At 41.1% G+C, this 14750-nt stretch carries 22 protein-coding genes, 2 tRNA genes and 1 riboswitch; all 24 genes read left to right on the top strand.

The features are described 5' to 3' along the window. Nucleotides 1–100 precede the first annotated feature (100 nt). The 24 genes from ACYQ35_RS05755 (at nucleotide 101) to ACYQ35_RS05640 (ending at nucleotide 14739) form a co-directional block, all read left to right on the top strand. Nucleotides 101–799, top strand: coding sequence for a DNA cytosine methyltransferase (locus ACYQ35_RS05755; protein ID WP_459831077.1), 699 nt, complete (start codon nucleotides 101–103; stop codon nucleotides 797–799). Nucleotides 800–808: 9 nt separating this feature from the next. Beyond that, nucleotides 809–1102: a hypothetical protein gene (locus ACYQ35_RS05750; RefSeq protein ID WP_459831073.1), complete on the top strand. Its 294-nt coding sequence runs from the start codon at nucleotides 809–811 to the stop codon at nucleotides 1100–1102. A gap of 140 nt (nucleotides 1103–1242) precedes the next feature. Next, the gene (locus ACYQ35_RS05745) at nucleotides 1243–1563 is read left to right on the top strand and encodes a hypothetical protein (RefSeq protein WP_459831071.1); all 321 of its coding nucleotides are present in this window, start codon (nucleotides 1243–1245) and stop codon (nucleotides 1561–1563) included. A gap of 33 nt (nucleotides 1564–1596) precedes the next feature. Continuing rightward, nucleotides 1597–1941, top strand: a complete 345-nt coding sequence (locus tag ACYQ35_RS05740) for a hypothetical protein (RefSeq protein WP_459831069.1) — start codon at nucleotides 1597–1599, stop codon at nucleotides 1939–1941. After that, the gene (locus ACYQ35_RS05735) at nucleotides 1941–2300 is read left to right on the top strand and encodes a hypothetical protein (RefSeq protein ID WP_459831067.1); all 360 of its coding nucleotides are present in this window, start codon (nucleotides 1941–1943) and stop codon (nucleotides 2298–2300) included. Before ACYQ35_RS05740 ends, ACYQ35_RS05735 begins: the two co-directional genes overlap by 1 nt. A 4-nt stretch (nucleotides 2301–2304) precedes the next feature. Further along, a complete protein-coding gene (locus tag ACYQ35_RS05730) occupies nucleotides 2305–2481 on the top strand; it encodes a hypothetical protein (RefSeq protein WP_459831065.1) in 177 nt (58 codons plus the stop codon). A 13-nt stretch (nucleotides 2482–2494) separates the two neighbouring features. Then, nucleotides 2495–2884, top strand: a complete 390-nt coding sequence (locus ACYQ35_RS05725; RefSeq protein ID WP_008722332.1) for a hypothetical protein — start codon at nucleotides 2495–2497, stop codon at nucleotides 2882–2884. Nucleotides 2885–2887: 3 nt separating this feature from the next. Then, nucleotides 2888–3091 (top strand): hypothetical protein, encoded by a 204-nt coding sequence (locus ACYQ35_RS05720; protein WP_459831063.1) that lies wholly within the window; start codon nucleotides 2888–2890, stop codon nucleotides 3089–3091. 46 nt (nucleotides 3092–3137) lie between these two features. Continuing rightward, nucleotides 3138–3332, top strand: a complete 195-nt coding sequence (locus ACYQ35_RS05715) for a hypothetical protein (protein WP_117786991.1) — start codon at nucleotides 3138–3140, stop codon at nucleotides 3330–3332. A gap of 470 nt (nucleotides 3333–3802) precedes the next feature. Next, a complete protein-coding gene (locus ACYQ35_RS05710; protein WP_159464034.1) occupies nucleotides 3803–3943 on the top strand; it encodes a hypothetical protein in 141 nt (46 codons plus the stop codon). A gap of 98 nt (nucleotides 3944–4041) precedes the next feature. Continuing rightward, nucleotides 4042–4242 (top strand): hypothetical protein, encoded by a 201-nt coding sequence (locus ACYQ35_RS05705; RefSeq protein ID WP_055304030.1) that lies wholly within the window; start codon nucleotides 4042–4044, stop codon nucleotides 4240–4242. Then, nucleotides 4235–4402: a hypothetical protein gene (locus tag ACYQ35_RS05700; RefSeq protein ID WP_181989640.1), complete on the top strand. Its 168-nt coding sequence runs from the start codon at nucleotides 4235–4237 to the stop codon at nucleotides 4400–4402. The genes ACYQ35_RS05705 and ACYQ35_RS05700 overlap by 8 nt, the downstream gene beginning before the upstream one ends. Nucleotides 4403–4493: 91 nt before the next feature. Next, on the top strand, nucleotides 4494–4958 hold the full coding sequence (locus ACYQ35_RS05695; RefSeq protein ID WP_459831059.1) for a hypothetical protein: 465 nt from the start codon (nucleotides 4494–4496) through the stop codon (nucleotides 4956–4958). Nucleotides 4959–5040: 82 nt separating this feature from the next. Beyond that, nucleotides 5041–6087, top strand: coding sequence for an IS30 family transposase (locus tag ACYQ35_RS05690; protein ID WP_069431745.1), 1047 nt, complete (start codon nucleotides 5041–5043; stop codon nucleotides 6085–6087). 126 nt (nucleotides 6088–6213) lie between these two features. After that, nucleotides 6214–6285, top strand: a tRNA-Gly gene (locus ACYQ35_RS05685). Between the two features lie 47 nt (nucleotides 6286–6332). Then, a tRNA-Gly gene (locus ACYQ35_RS05680) sits at nucleotides 6333–6404 on the top strand. A 38-nt stretch (nucleotides 6405–6442) separates the two neighbouring features. Next, nucleotides 6443–7081 carry a GntR family transcriptional regulator gene (locus ACYQ35_RS05675; RefSeq protein WP_009460536.1) on the top strand — a complete coding sequence of 213 codons (639 nt, stop codon included), beginning with the start codon at nucleotides 6443–6445 and terminating at the stop codon, nucleotides 7079–7081. Nucleotides 7082–7291: 210 nt separating this feature from the next. Then, entirely contained in the window at nucleotides 7292–8752 is a 1461-nt protein-coding gene (locus ACYQ35_RS05670) for an APC family permease (RefSeq protein WP_009460537.1), read from the top strand. Nucleotides 8753–8839: 87 nt separating this feature from the next. Beyond that, nucleotides 8840–8938: riboswitch (THF riboswitch) on the top strand. 74 nt (nucleotides 8939–9012) lie between these two features. After that, nucleotides 9013–9573, top strand: coding sequence for a folate family ECF transporter S component (locus ACYQ35_RS05665; RefSeq protein WP_009460539.1), 561 nt, complete (start codon nucleotides 9013–9015; stop codon nucleotides 9571–9573). A 16-nt stretch (nucleotides 9574–9589) separates the two neighbouring features. Next, the gene (locus ACYQ35_RS05660; RefSeq protein WP_009460541.1) at nucleotides 9590–10021 is read left to right on the top strand and encodes a MarR family winged helix-turn-helix transcriptional regulator; all 432 of its coding nucleotides are present in this window, start codon (nucleotides 9590–9592) and stop codon (nucleotides 10019–10021) included. 12 nt (nucleotides 10022–10033) lie between these two features. Then, nucleotides 10034–10882, top strand: a complete 849-nt coding sequence (thyA, locus tag ACYQ35_RS05655) for a thymidylate synthase (protein WP_009460543.1) — start codon at nucleotides 10034–10036, stop codon at nucleotides 10880–10882. Between the two features lie 15 nt (nucleotides 10883–10897). Beyond that, nucleotides 10898–11407, top strand: coding sequence for a dihydrofolate reductase (locus ACYQ35_RS05650; protein ID WP_009460545.1), 510 nt, complete (start codon nucleotides 10898–10900; stop codon nucleotides 11405–11407). Then, the gene (locus tag ACYQ35_RS05645) at nucleotides 11391–12743 is read left to right on the top strand and encodes an MATE family efflux transporter (RefSeq protein ID WP_009460547.1); all 1353 of its coding nucleotides are present in this window, start codon (nucleotides 11391–11393) and stop codon (nucleotides 12741–12743) included. Before ACYQ35_RS05650 ends, ACYQ35_RS05645 begins: the two co-directional genes overlap by 17 nt. Before the next feature lie 46 nt (nucleotides 12744–12789). Beyond that, nucleotides 12790–14739, top strand: a complete 1950-nt coding sequence (locus ACYQ35_RS05640; protein WP_009460549.1) for a fructose-bisphosphatase class III — start codon at nucleotides 12790–12792, stop codon at nucleotides 14737–14739. The last annotated feature ends 11 nt before the right edge of the window (nucleotides 14740–14750 follow it).

Raw genomic sequence — 14750 nt, 5'->3', positions numbered from 1 at the left:
TGGGGATGCTTGACATAAAGGGTCAAGACCAATGCCGCCGGGTGTATTCCGTGAATGGAATAGCACCAACCCTTACAACATCCGGGGGGGGCAAAGGGAAGTGAAAATATTTGATACAAAGCGGTTGAGGGTGCGAAAGTTGACACCTAAAGAATACGGGATTTTACAAGCGTTCCCTATGGACGATTGGAAACAAGTTGTTTCAGATAGCCAGGCATATAAACAATTTGGTAATGCAGTAACCACAACGGTTTTTACTGCAATAGCGGAAGAGATAGCAAAAAGCATTTATGCAGCAGAAGAAAGCGAGGAACAAAACATGGAAGCAGAAAACAAGAACTTTACCGGGATAAATGAACCGGAAGAGAAGCCAACGGCGGAAAGCATTTTGGCAACAGTGGAAGCAGAAGCCCAGGCGGCAGCAGGACAGGAAGAAACAACTAAAACCGCAATTACGGCAGAGGAAACCATAACGCCGGACACATTAGCCACCGGGATGTTACATTTTCTTCTTGATAGTGGAATTGTAGCGAGTGCGTGCGTGACAGATGAAACAGAAAAGATGTTTGCAAAGCACATTAAAGAGGAATTGGACGGAATGACGATTGGGGAAGCACCGGAGATATTGAGAGATTGGGAAGCGGCACAAAACGCCGTCAATGATATGCTTTCAAAATATGCACCGGGCGGATATATGGGAAAAATCATTTATCCATTACTTACACCATTAAAAGAGCGGTTGGAAGCCGGAGAAAGAACACCGGATTTATACAACGCCATTGTAGAAGCCACAAGGTAGGTGCAGCGTATGACATTAGCGGATATTGTGACCGTTATGTCTGGCCCGGACCGTGTACGGATTACAAAAGGAAGCAATGAACTATTTGCCGGATATTTGGGTAATTTGGTACACATGACAGAATATGAAGCACTTATGGCGGAAGAGGTCACACGGATAAAAGAAACGGTGGACATAACCCATAAAAGATATAAGGAATTGGGATTGATGCAGCCGTTACACCCGGAAGAAACACCAAATTACAGTTTTTCGGATTTGCAGTTGACTATATACCGGGAAATCATATTGAAAAGTGAGGAATAAGCCGTGGCAGAAATTGGAAAATTGGAAATTACCGTTTTGGATATGCCAAAAATCCAAAGGTTATTGAAGAGGTACGAGAAAATCCAAAGGCGGCGTGCCTGGAGAAATCACGCAAGGACAAAGAAAGTGAGGAATAACACATGGAAGAAAAAACAATGATGCCTATTAACAATCAGATTGAGCCGGATTTTTTAGAACACATCAAAAGCACCTTTAAGCGGTGGAGAGATTTAAACACCCAGGGCGTGACGATTGGGGCAAGGGAATTAAGTAATTTTGCCTTTACTTTAAAAGGTGCATCCATGAATAGCCATTTGGGATTTAAGTACAATTTTAACCAACGGGGAACGGATGCAGACGGAAACCCGGCAATCACATTAAAACTTTATACCAAACCGGAGCAGATGAACCCGGCAGCAGATAGGCCGGTATATGAATTTGCAGCCCCTTACATGGTTTAGGGTGCAACAGTACAGAAAGCGAGGGAACACAACATGATGCAGAAATTAAAAGAAGAAATCACGGCAGCAGCCAACAGAGAATTAAACCGGGCAAATGAGCAATTCCCGTTATTTACATCAAAACATGAGGGCGTGGCGGTTGCCTATGAGGAATTGGAAGAGAGTAAAGAAGCCCTTGAAGAGTTAGAAACATCTTTCAAGTGCTTATGGGATGATGTGAGAGGGAAAGAAACGCCTTGTTATCTGAAAGAAGAGATAACACCGCTTAAAATTGCAGATTACGCAATTAACCTTGCGTGTGAAGCCGTACAGACGGCCGCAATGCTTATGAAATATGAAATGAGCCTTAACCCGGCAGCAGAAAGCGAGGGCGAATAATGGCAATATACGCAATTGATTTTGATAACACATTGGCTATTACCCGTTTCCCGGAAATTATAGCCCCAAACAAAAAAATGGTTGCTTTTGCAAAAGCGGTAAAAGCCCAGGGACACCAAATAATATTGTGGACAAGCAGAGCCGGGACAGACCTGGAAAATGCCGTGGAGTGGTGCAGATTGCAAGGGCTTGTATTTGATGCCGTGAATGAGCCGTTACCGGAGCAGATAAAGCGGTGGGGAAACGATACAAGAAAAATCTATGCGGATTATTACATAGACGATAAGAATATGACAATAGCCCAGGTGGAAAGCACCATGAACCAAATAAAAGAGATTATGGAAGAAATAAAGGAGTGAAATAATGAAAATCAAAATTACAGATACACCAATGCGTTATCAGTATGATGCAAACGGAAATTTATTACCGCCGAAAGAAAATAATAAATCAGACCACACCCCCGGGGTACAGAATTTGACACCGGGTAAAAGAACCGAGGGAGTTACTTCAAAAAAACTCCGCAAGGTCGCACGCATATGAGGGGGGTATATTTATGGCAGAAAGCAAGAATGATTTAACAGAAAATAAGAAAAAAAGACCGAACAAATTAACAAATGCGAGGATTAAAAAAGAGATAGAGTTTTTAGAAAAAATGTTTGTTGGGGTTGATGATGAAAACAAGAAAACCCTTATAAATTCGCTGATTGAGGAAGCGGCATTTTTAAAAGTGGCTTGTTTCCAGGCGAAAGAAGAATTGAAAAAAGAGGGCCTTACAACGGAAACCGTGAACGCATCACAGAAATTTGTAAAAGCCCACCCCTCAACCCAAATTTACGAGAAATATTCACGCCAATATACCGCAATTATTCACTCACTCATTGAGTATTTACCGCCAAAAGAAAAAGAAAAAGTGGACCGTTTGGCGGCGTTACGGGATGAATAGTTAATGGATAATTGGATTTTTAAATACCATGAAGCAATCAAAAAAAAGGTTATAAAAAGAACCGCAAAGACCGTTGTAGTCTTAAAGGACGGAGAAGAAAAGCGGTGCAAAATTGGGCTTTCCTGGAATGGCAAGGAAGAAACAATTACACCGTGGGGCGTTTACTCCATGTGTCCGGTAATTGGAGCATCCGACATAGCAGCATAATAACACATAAGACCGGGGCAAACGCCCCGGCAGAAAGGAAAAGAGTATGAAAACATATTATTGTGTAACATCATCATTTGACGATAGGGGAAGAGCAACGGCAAACATTACAGATATGATAAAAGCAGAAGAGAAGCCGGAAAGCACATACACAAGCACCAGGAGAAAAGATATATACAATGATTGGTTTGAAAGCGAAAAAGAAGCACAAGAGTATGTGGAACAAACAAGGATTGCATAAAGTAAGGGCGGCAGCAGTGCCGCCCAGGCAACTAAAACGGCCGCACAGTGAACGGGTGCGAGTGTCCCAAGCCACTATAAACCGTTGAGGGGTTGCAACAATAGGCGTTGCGGTACTGTCTGACAAGTTTTAACCCACGTTTTAATGTGAAACGGGGAAGCAATGAGGTATACACCGGGCAAGGGTGCATTGCTTATATACACAATCGTTTAGACCAATGCCCGGAAACCCAAAACGCCTATATGATGCAACTATATATTGAAACCCGTTGTTTCTGTGATTTTATCAATGGTAAATACACGCACTTTTAAGCCTGGCACATTCCGCCGGGCTTATTGCACATAAAAATAAGTTTATAAATATTGCGTAATATGTATTGACATATTGCGTAATATGATATATAATAAAGATAGTTAAGGGAGATACATAAAACCTAACGAGTACCTGGGCGGCAGAGAAAGGAGAATAACATGGAAGATATGGACAAGAAAGAAATTAAAGAAGTCATTGAGTGGTGTGACGAGAAAGGGCATAGCGAACATGAGATTTTGGATTTAATCAGAAGAATTGTGGATGCGAAGCCAAGAAATGAAGAAAAGCCTAATGAATAGGCTTTAGGGATGCAGAAAGGGCGGTGGACTTGCCAAAACCGCCCAAACTGTAAAACCTATTATATACCATAAGGCAAGAGAAAGGAAGAGGGCAACGGATGCCAAAAACAAAAAAAGAGTTCGACCAAGTGAAATACCAAAATCAGTTTATAAATGAGAAGTATGACCGCATCAACTTGACCGTACCAAAAGGAGATAAAGCCGTTATTAAAGAAAGGGCAGCAGCAGCCGGGGAAAGCGTGAACGAATATATTAACCAGGCTATTAAACAGAGAATGGAGAATACAAGCAATGCCTAATGAATACGGAATAACGGCAAAGGAAGCCACAGAAGCATTAACCGCCGCCATGCGATTATTACCACCGCCAGGGAAAGAGGATATAGAACTTATAAAAAGAAACCCTACTTTAAATTGGTGGCAAAAGTGGAAATTGATATGCCAAATTAAAGGAAGGTAGCACGGAAGAAAGCGAGGAACACAACATGGGATTATTTAGCAACCTATTTTCAAAAAAGAACACGGCAGCAGCACAACCGCAGCCCGTACAGATGCCGGAAGAAAAAAAGCCAAGATATATTGTAAAAAGTCAACGCTTTATCCTGGATAATGTAAAAGACCACATGGAAGATATTATGGACCTTGTGGAGAAAAACGAGGATTACAAGTTAAAAAAGAAAGACCTCATAGAAGAAAATAGGGAAGATGAAAACATCTATGAATATGAATTGAACGAAAAAGCCACAATAACCCCTATATCTTGTGAGGGGGGGGTGGAGCAACTACAAGTATTTGTATGTAATACCCACATTGGAGATATTAAAAAGGGCGGCATAAGCAGAGTAAAGAACCTTTTGAAAAAGGGAAACATAGAAAATATATGGTCCGAGGTTTCCGGCGGCAACTATAAACATTTAAGGTATGACGCCGGAAAAGATGTATATTACTATGATGAATTAGAAAAAGAATTTAGTATTACCATTGAAATAACCTATAAAGAAGAAATCACAGAATAAGTAAAGGAACATAGGAAACAGACGGGGACAACAACGGATTATTCCGGGTTGTCCCTATTGCCGTATCAAGGGGGTTATTTTTATGGGTAGAAAATACAAACAATTAAGCCAAAATGATAGAATATCAATGGAAACACTACTTAACAAAGGCCATTCCGTACAAGAGGTTGCGGATTATTTGCACGTTCACAGAAGCACTATTTACAGAGAAATGAAACGGGGCGAGTATGTACATAGAAATTCAGACTATACGGAAGAGGTGCGTTATAGTAGTGATAAGGGGCAGCAGACCCATGATTGGAACGCCCAGGGCAAAGGCAGAAATATTAAAATAGGCAATGATATTAAATTGGCGGAATACATAGAAAATAAGATTGTAGAAAATAAATATAGCCCGGAAGCAGCATTGGCAGCAGTAGCAACAAGCGGAATAGAATTTAGCACCACTATAAGCGTAAGAACCCTATACCGCTATATTGATAACGGCATATTCCTTAAACTTACCAACAAGCATTTACCCGTTAAGGGTAAGAAGAAAAAGAAAAATAAGAAAGTCCAGGTACAGAAGAGGGCAGCGGCCGGGGAGAGCATAGAGAACCGCCCGGATGAAGTGGCAACCCGTGAAACATTCGGACATTGGGAAATGGACACCGTAAAGGGCAAACAAGGCGTTACAAAATCATGTATGCTTGTATTAACAGAGAGAAAGACCAGGGACGAGATTATATTTAAACTAAAAGACCAAAAGGCGGAAAGCGTGGTGGATGCCCTGGACCGTTTAGAAAGAAAATGGGGAGATATGTTTTCTAAGGTGTTTAGAAGCATCACAGTAGATAACGGCGTGGAGTTTTCAGATTGTAAAGGCATGGAGCGTTCAGCGTTGACACCAGGAGAGAAACGCACATACCTATTCTATTGCCACCCGTACAGTAGTTGGGAGAGAGGGACCAACGAGAACACAAACAAGTTAATCCGCCGCCATATCCCTAAAGGGGAAGATTTTGACGAAAAGCAAGATAGGGACATTGAATTTATAGAAAATTGGATAAACACATACCCACGGGGTATTTTTGGCTTTAAAACATCAGAAGAATTATTTAAAGAAGAGTTGGAGAAAATCACGGCATAATATTTTTTCAAAAAACTTGTCGCAAAACTATTGACAAAATATAAATACTTTGAAAATTGAAAAAAAGTGTTGACAAAAGTGAAAAGGCGAAGTATAATGAATACTGTTCTGACGAGCAGCAGATATGCACGAGTGGCTCAGTGGTGGAGTATCGCCTTGCCAAGGCGAGGGTCGCGGGTTCGAATCCCGTCTCGTGCTTCCAAAGAATTTAATTGAATAATTGTTCTGGAGAGCAGAACAGATATGCACGAGTGGCTCAGTGGTGGAGTATCGCCTTGCCAAGGCGAGGGTCGCGGGTTCGAATCCCGTCTCGTGCTTTTTTTGTATATAAAAGTATAAAGCCGGAGGGAAAATTATGAAAAAGGAATTGAAAAATGAGGTGGGAATCCCGAAGTATCAGCAGATTGCCGCAGACATTGCATATAAGATTGTCGACGGCACTTACACGGAGGGAATGAAAGTCTATGCACGGTCTTCCATAGGAAGCCGTTATGGTGTATCTTCAGAAACGGCGAGAAGAGCGATGTGCGTGCTGTCTGACTGGGACGTTGTGGAGGTTGCGAAGAACAGCGGTGTTGTCATTAAATCGGAAGACAATGCTAAGAATTTCCTGCAGCAGCACACCCATATGCAGTCCATTCAGGGATTGAAAAGAAATATTTTGGAAAATGTGGAGAAGCAGCAGAAAGCTACAAAAGAACTGTATGGATATTTAGATGAAGTTATCAAGAAAATTGATAATTATCGTTCGATCAACCCGTTTATTCCGTATGAACTTGTCATTACGGATAAGACTCCGTATTTGAATAAAACAGTTGGCTCGATTAATTTTTGGCAGGAAACATTTGCCACGGTAATTGCCATACGAAGAAACGGAACGTTAATTATGTCACCGGGGCCGGAAGCGGTATTCAGGTTAAATGACATCGTATATTATACGGGAGATGAAGATTGTCCGGACAGAGTGAGAGGGTTTATGTATCCAAATAAATAGAGAAAAATAGAGTGCATCTTGATTATCAGTCAAGGTGCATTTTTTTAGTTAGACAATATGCTAAAAATGGACACTGGAAATTTGTGTAATTTTTCACAAACTAATACTTGAACAGATGACAACTTTGGAATATAATAAAGTTGTTACTTAAAGTGACAACTTTGAAATGCAGTAAAGTTGTCATAAATAAAAAGAATGCGAGGAAAAATTATGAATGAGAAAAAATCAAAGTATGATAAAGTCTTAAGTTCAAAAGATATATTTGTCATTGCGTTTGGGGCGATGATTGGCTGGGGCTGGATTGTTATGACAGGTGAATGGATTAATTATGGCGGCAGCATCGGAGCAATGATAGCATTTGGTATCGGTGGATTTATGGTATTGTTCGTAGGTCTGACTTACGCGGAACTGACAGCGGCAATGCCGGAATGCGGCGGTGAGCATATATTCAGTTTGAGGGCTTTTGGTAAAAATGGTTCATTTGTCTGTACATGGGCAATTATTTTGGGATATGTAGGCGTTGTTGCTTTTGAGGCGTGTGCTTTCCCTACGGTTATTAAATACATTGCTCCGTCACTTGTGACAAAAGGATATATGTACACGATTGGCGGATTTGACGTATATGCCTCATGGGTAGCGGTAGCGGTGGTTGCAGCGATTATTATTACTTATATCAATTATAAGGGAGCAAAAACAGCGGCAAATGTGCAGACAATTCTTACGGTTGTTATTGCTTTAGTAGGAATTGCACTGATTGCGGCGTCGGTAGTTCGCGGTGATACGGCAAATCTTGATCCGATGTTTTTAGAGGGAGATGAGATTGGCGGCGTATTCAAAGTTGCGGTAATGACACCGTTTATGCTTGTCGGATTCGACGTTATTCCACAGGCAGCCGAAGAAATCAACATTCCGTTCAAGAAAATCGGTAAAATTATTATCTTCTCCATTTTTATGGCGGTTGCATGGTATGTATTAATTGTTTTGGCAGTTTCACTTATTATGTCAAAAGGAGATTTAAGTATATCTGAACTGGTGACGGCTGATGCGATGAAGAAAGCATATTTTAACAGTGATATTGCTTCAACAGTATGTATTTTCGGTGGTATTATGGGTATTGTAACAAGTTGGAACTCATTCTTCATGGGTGGTTCAAGAGCGATTGCCGCTTTATCTGAATCGCATATGGCACCGGGATTTTTGGCAAAAGTAAATAAGAAGACAAAAACACCGACAAATTCAATTCTTTTAGTTGGATTTATCGCAGTGATCGCTCCGTTCTTTGGAAAATCTATGATGACATGGATTACTGATGCCGGAAGTTTTGCGGTTTGTCTTGCATACCTGATGGTTTCTGCTTCTTTCTTAAAATTGAGAAAGAGCGAGCCGAATATGAACAGACCATATAAAGTAAAAAATGCAAAACTTGTTGGCGGCATGGCCGTTATCACAACGACAATTATGTGTCTGTTGTATATAGTTCCGGGCAATTCACAGTTAATCACTGAAGAGTGGGTAATTGTAGGAGCATGGATTCTTCTGGGAATTGCATTTTACGGATACGCGAGAAAACAATATAAAGAAAAATTTGGTACACGTCAGAAATTGATTTATGAAGACGTGGTGGAAGAAAAGCCAAAAAAAGTTAGAGAAAGAGTGGCAGCGAAAGCCTAGACAAATAAAAAGATGCAAAGGAATTGCAAATTCTTTTGCATCTTTTTTCATACTATGATACAATTTCTAAGAAAATAAAATGAAAAAAGCAGAGTAGAAATATGTGCGTTAAGTGCCGACCGGACGGGGAGTTGCCGGTGGGACGAAAAGTGATAACTTGCGGTACATATTTTGCATCCCGCCGCTGCACATGACAGATATGTTTGTACTGTATACCTGCTATGCGTGGCTTGAGGACTACTGCAAAGGAGGTATTTTTTATGGAACAAATGAAAGCACAGTTTAAAGACTCCTGGCAAGAGTTGAAGCATCTGAAGACGATTGTAGTGACGGCAATGTTTATTGCAATCGGTGTCGTACTTGGATTCTTTTTTACAATTCAGGTGACGGATTTTTTGAAAATAGGTTTTTCTTTTATTGCCAATGAAATGACGGCGCTGCTGTTCGGCCCTGTGGTGGGCGGAATTATGGGCGGAGTGACGGACATTATCAAATTTGTGTTAAAGCCGACAGGGGCGTATTTCTTCGGATTTACATTTAACGCAATTTTGGGAGCGGTCATCTATGGAATGATTTTATATCACCGTCCAATCAGTTTGAAAAGAATTTTAATTGCTAAAATAATTGTCGCAATTATTGTAAACTTATTGCTTGGAACATATTGGCTGCACATTATGTATGGCAAGGCGTTTTGGGCATTGATTCCGGTCAGACTGTGGAAACAGGTTATGTCTGTACCGATTGAAAGTTTTCTTTTCTATATTGTGGCGAAAGCCCTGTCAAAGGCAAGAATTTTTGAGTTAGTGAAAACAAAAAGATAAAAGGGAGTAAGCATGTATGGAAGAAAGGCAACCGATAGGTTTTATTGTAAAACAGATTAACAATATTTATGAAAAAGAACTGACAAAACGCCTTAAGGTACTCGGTATCACTTCTTCCCAATGTGCAGTTCTCAATTATCTGTTCCAAAGTAATCAGGAACATGTTACCCAAAGGGAGATAGAGAAAAATCTGCAGTTGAAGAATCCGACTGTGACAGGATTGTTGAAACGGCTTGATGAAAAAGGGTTTGTGCTTTGTGTACAAAGTCCCACTGACAAACGGTGCAAGAATATCTATCTGACAGAGAAAGCATTTGATATTCAAAAGAAAATGGAATCCGACAGGAAAAGGCTGGATAAACGGCTGACAATCGGAATGACAAAAAAAGAAGTAGAAGTATTCAGACGAGGTCTGGAAAAAGTGCTTTATAACATATCAGAACCGTAGGAGGAGATTAAAATGAGTTATGCAGATAAAGTATTTATAGAAATGTGCCGCGACATTATTGACAATGGAGTAAGCACGGAGGGGGAGAAGGTACGTCCGAAATGGGAGGACGGAAGTTTTGCCTATACGATGAAAAAGTTTTGTGTAGTGAACCGTTATGATTTATCGAAAGAATTTCCGGCTCTGACATTGCGCCGCACAGGAATCAAAAGCTGTGTAGATGAAATGCTTTGGATATGGCAGAAAAAATCAAATAACATCAATGATTTAAACAGCCACATCTGGGACAGTTGGGCAGATGAAGACGGCTCTATCGGGAAAGCATACGGCTATCAGATGAGTGTGAAACATCAGTATAAAGAAGGTATGATGGATCAGGTGGACAGAGTGATTTACGATCTCAAAAATAATCCGTACAGTCGTCGTATTATGACAAATATTTATGTACATCAGGATTTACATGAGATGAATCTGTACCCGTGTGCCTATAGCGTGACATTTAACGTGACGAAGAAAAATGACAGTGATAAATTAGTGTTAAATGCCATTTTAAATCAGCGTTCTCAGGACGTTTTGGCGGCAAATAACTGGAACGTATGTCAGTATGCAGTTCTTGTGCATATGCTTGCTCAGGTGTGTGATATGCAGGTCGGTGAACTTGTTCATGTCATTGCGGACGCTCACATTTATGACAGACATATCCCGCTGATTGAAGAATTGATTTCAAGAGAATCTTATCCGGCGCCTGCATTTTGGCTTAATCCGGAGATAAAGGATTTCTATGAGTTTACAACGGACGATGTGAGACTGGATAATTATCAGACCGGTCCGCAGATTAAAAATATTCCGATTGCAGTGTAAGGGGGGAGAAAGAAAATGAATTTAATTGTGGCAGTAGATAAAAATTGGGCGATTGGCTGTGGGAACAGACTGTTGGTCAGCATTCCGGCAGATATGAAATTTTTCCGCGAGACGACGACGGGGAAAGTGGTTGTCATGGGAAGAAAGACATTGGAAAGTTTTCCGGGGGGACAACCGCTTAAAAAGCGTACAAATATTGTGATGACAAAGGATAAAAATTATAAGGTGAAAGATGCAATTGTTGTCACAAGTTTGGAGGAGGTTTTGGAAGAACTGAAAAAATATGAGGAAGAAGATATTTATGTTATCGGAGGGGAAAGCATTTACAGACAACTTCTTCCGCATTGTAAAACAGCGTATGTGACAAAGATTGACCATGCATACGAGGCGGATACCTATTTTCCGAACTTAGATGAAATGGAAGATTGGAGTTTAACGGGAATTAGTGAGGAACAGACATATTTTGATTTGGAATATGTATTTGCGAGATATGAGAGAGTGAAAGGAAATGAAGAAAAGCATTAATCTTTTGGAAGGGCCGATTCTGCCGTCACTGTCAGGGTTGGCGCTTCCGATTATGGCGACATCACTTATCCAGATGGCGTATAACCTGACGGATATGATTTGGATTGGAAGAGTGGGAAGTTCAGCCGTGGCGGCAGTAGGGGCTGCCGGAATGTATATGTGGCTGGCAAACGGACTCGCTACACTGGCGAAAATGGGCGGTCAGGTAAAAGTAGCACAGGCTTTGGGGGCAAAAGAAAATAAGCAGGCAGTAAGTTACGCAAAAAGTGCACTGCAGTTAGGGATAACGTTGGGATTGATTTACGGTATCCTTTCCGTTGTTCTTGCGAATCCGTTGATTGACTTTTTTAAATTAAACAGTGCGAAAGTAGTTGCTGACGCAAAGATTTATTTACAGATTACTTGTGGGGGAGTTGTATTTTCCTTCCTGAACCAGATTTTCACGGGAATTATGACGGCAATGGGGAACAGCAGGACATCGTTTGTCGCGACAGCGGTGGGACTCGTTATTAATATTGTTATGGATCCGGTTCTTATTTTCGGCATAGGACCTTTTGCCGAGATGGGCGTTATGGGAGCGGGAGTGGCAACCGTTTTTGCCCAAATGATTGTAACAGCCGTATTTATTTTGGCGGCGCTGAAGGACGAGATTATTTTTCAGAAGGTCAGACTGCTTGAAAAGGTAGATAGGGAAAGCATGATGACGATTGTCAAAATCGGTTTTCCAACAGGTGTGCAGAGTATGATTTTCACAAGTATTTCCATGATTATCGCAAGAATGATTGCAGGTTTTGGGGATAGCGCGGTGGCGGTTCAGAAAGTAGGCTCTCAGATCGAATCGATTTCATGGATGACAGCGGAAGGATTCGGTGCTGCGGTAAATGCGTTTATGGCGCAGAATCACGGGGCGAAAAACAAAAAGCGAATTGTACAGGGATACAAGGTGGCGATGCGCATAGAAATTGTATGGGGAATTTTATGCACATTTATCCTTATTGTATTTCCGGAAGTTATCTTTAAAATTTTTATTCCGGAGGCAGATGTACTTCCGATGGGCGTGGACTATCTGAAAATTTTAGGAGTATCACAACTCTTTATGTGTATTGAACTGACGACCGCCGGAGCGTTCTCGGGACTTGGAAAAACAGTTCCGCCGTCAATTTCAAGTATCGTTTTGACAGCAGCGCGAATTCCTATGGCGGTGGCGCTCACATCGACGGCATTGGGGTTAAATGGAATCTGGTGGAGCATTACAATTTCAAGTATATTTAAAGGTGTTATTTTGACCGGCTGGTTCTTGATTTATCTGAAGAAAATGATGTCTGCAAAGGAATAAAGTGTGTTAGAATAGGGGTAAGAGAATAAAATCAGGAGGACAATCGATGAAAACATTGGAAATGAAGTATTTGGAGCGGCTTGCAGAAAAATATCCTACAATCGCTTCCGCTTCAACGGAGATCATCAACTTGCAGGCGATTTTACACTTACCGAAAAGCACGGAACATTTTCTGACGGATATTCACGGGGAGGACGAGGCGTTTACCCATGTGCTGAAAAACGGCTCGGGCTCAGTGAGGAGAAAGATTGATGAGGTGTTTGGCAATACGCTGACAAACAGGGATAAGAAATCCCTTGCCACCCTTATCTATTATCCGAAAGAGAAAATGGAACTTGTGCGGCATACAGAAACAGATATGGCAGATTGGTACAGAATTACACTGTATCGCTTAATAGAGGTTTGCAAATGTGCATCGGGAAAATATACGCGAAGCAAAGTGAGAAAAGCGCTGCCGAAAGATTTTGCCTATGTCATTGAAGAACTTTTGACGGAAAAATCAGATGCGGAAGATAAGGAACACTATTATAATTCCATTATTGACACAATTCTTCGCATTGGAAGGGCAGAAGAATTTATTATTGCCATGAGTGAACTGATACAGAGACTTGTGGTGGATCACCTTCATATTGTGGGAGATATTTTTGACAGAGGACCGGGTCCCCACAAGATTATGGATAAATTGAAAAAGTATCATTCGCTGGATATACAGTGGGGAAATCATGATATTCTCTGGCTTGGCGCTGCAGCCGGACAGTTGGCCTGCATTGCGAATGTTATCCGCATTTGTGCGAGATATGGAAATTTGGATATTTTGGAGGACGGATATGGTATTAATCTGCTTCCCCTTGCAACTTTTGCGGTAAATACATATAAGGACGATCCGTGCGGCTGCTTTCGGATAAAAGGGCAGCAGGGTTGCAGTTCGGCTGAGATGAATAATGAGATTAAGATGCACAAAGCCATTTCAATCATTCAGTTTAAACTGGAGGGACAGTTGATTGAGCGAAATCCACAGTTTCACATGAAAAACAGGCTGTTGTTACATTGGATTGATTACGACAGGGGAACCATACAGATTGGGGATAAAGAGTATGCCCTTTTGGATACGAACTTTCCGACGGTAGATGCGGATAACCCGTATGAACTGACGGAAGAAGAACAGGACATTATGGAAAGACTGCAAAAAGCATTTGTTAATTGTGAAAAACTGCAGGGGCATATGAAAGTATTGTTGTCCAAAGGAAGCCTTTATAAAGTATACAACGGAAATTTGCTTTATCACGGCTGCGTACCTTTAAATGAGGACGGAAGTTTTAAGGAAGTGCAGATCTACGGCAAAACATATCATGGAAAGGAACTATATGATGTTTTGGAAAGTTATGTGCGTAAAGCGTTCTTTGCCGCGGATAAAGTAGAAAGAGAGAGGGGCAAAAACCTGCTCTGGTACATATGGCTTCATGAGGATTCACCGCTTTTTGCAAAAGATAAAATGGCTACGTTTGAGCGCTATTTTCTTGAGGAGAAAGAAACCCATGAAGAGAAGAAAAATCCGTATTACTATCTTCTGGAAAATGGGGAAGTGATGAACCGTATTTTAGAAGAATTCGGTTTGCCAAAAGAGGGAAGCCATATTATCAACGGTCACGTTCCGGTGAAAAGCAAAGACGGAGAAAATCCGATAAAATGTAACGGAAAAGTGCTTGTCATTGACGGTGGATTTGCAAAATCTTATCAGAAAGAAACGGGGCTTGCGGGGTATACACTGATTTATAATTCATATGGAATGATTTTGGCAGCCCATGAACCGTTTGAGTCGAGAGAATCCGCGATTCAAAAAGAAACAGACATACATTCAGATACGTTTCTTGTCAAGCGGGTGGAGAAGAGGACTCTCGTTGAAGACACGGACACAGGGAAAGAATTAAAAGAACAAATGGCAGATTTGGAAAGGTTATTGGAGGCTTACCGTTCAGGAAAGATTGCAGAAAAATAGTATTGAAAACA

This window comes from Faecalimonas hominis, from assembly GCF_054660755.1.
Note: the sequence above shows the minus strand (reverse complement) of the source record. Positions and strands in the feature narration are given on the sequence as shown.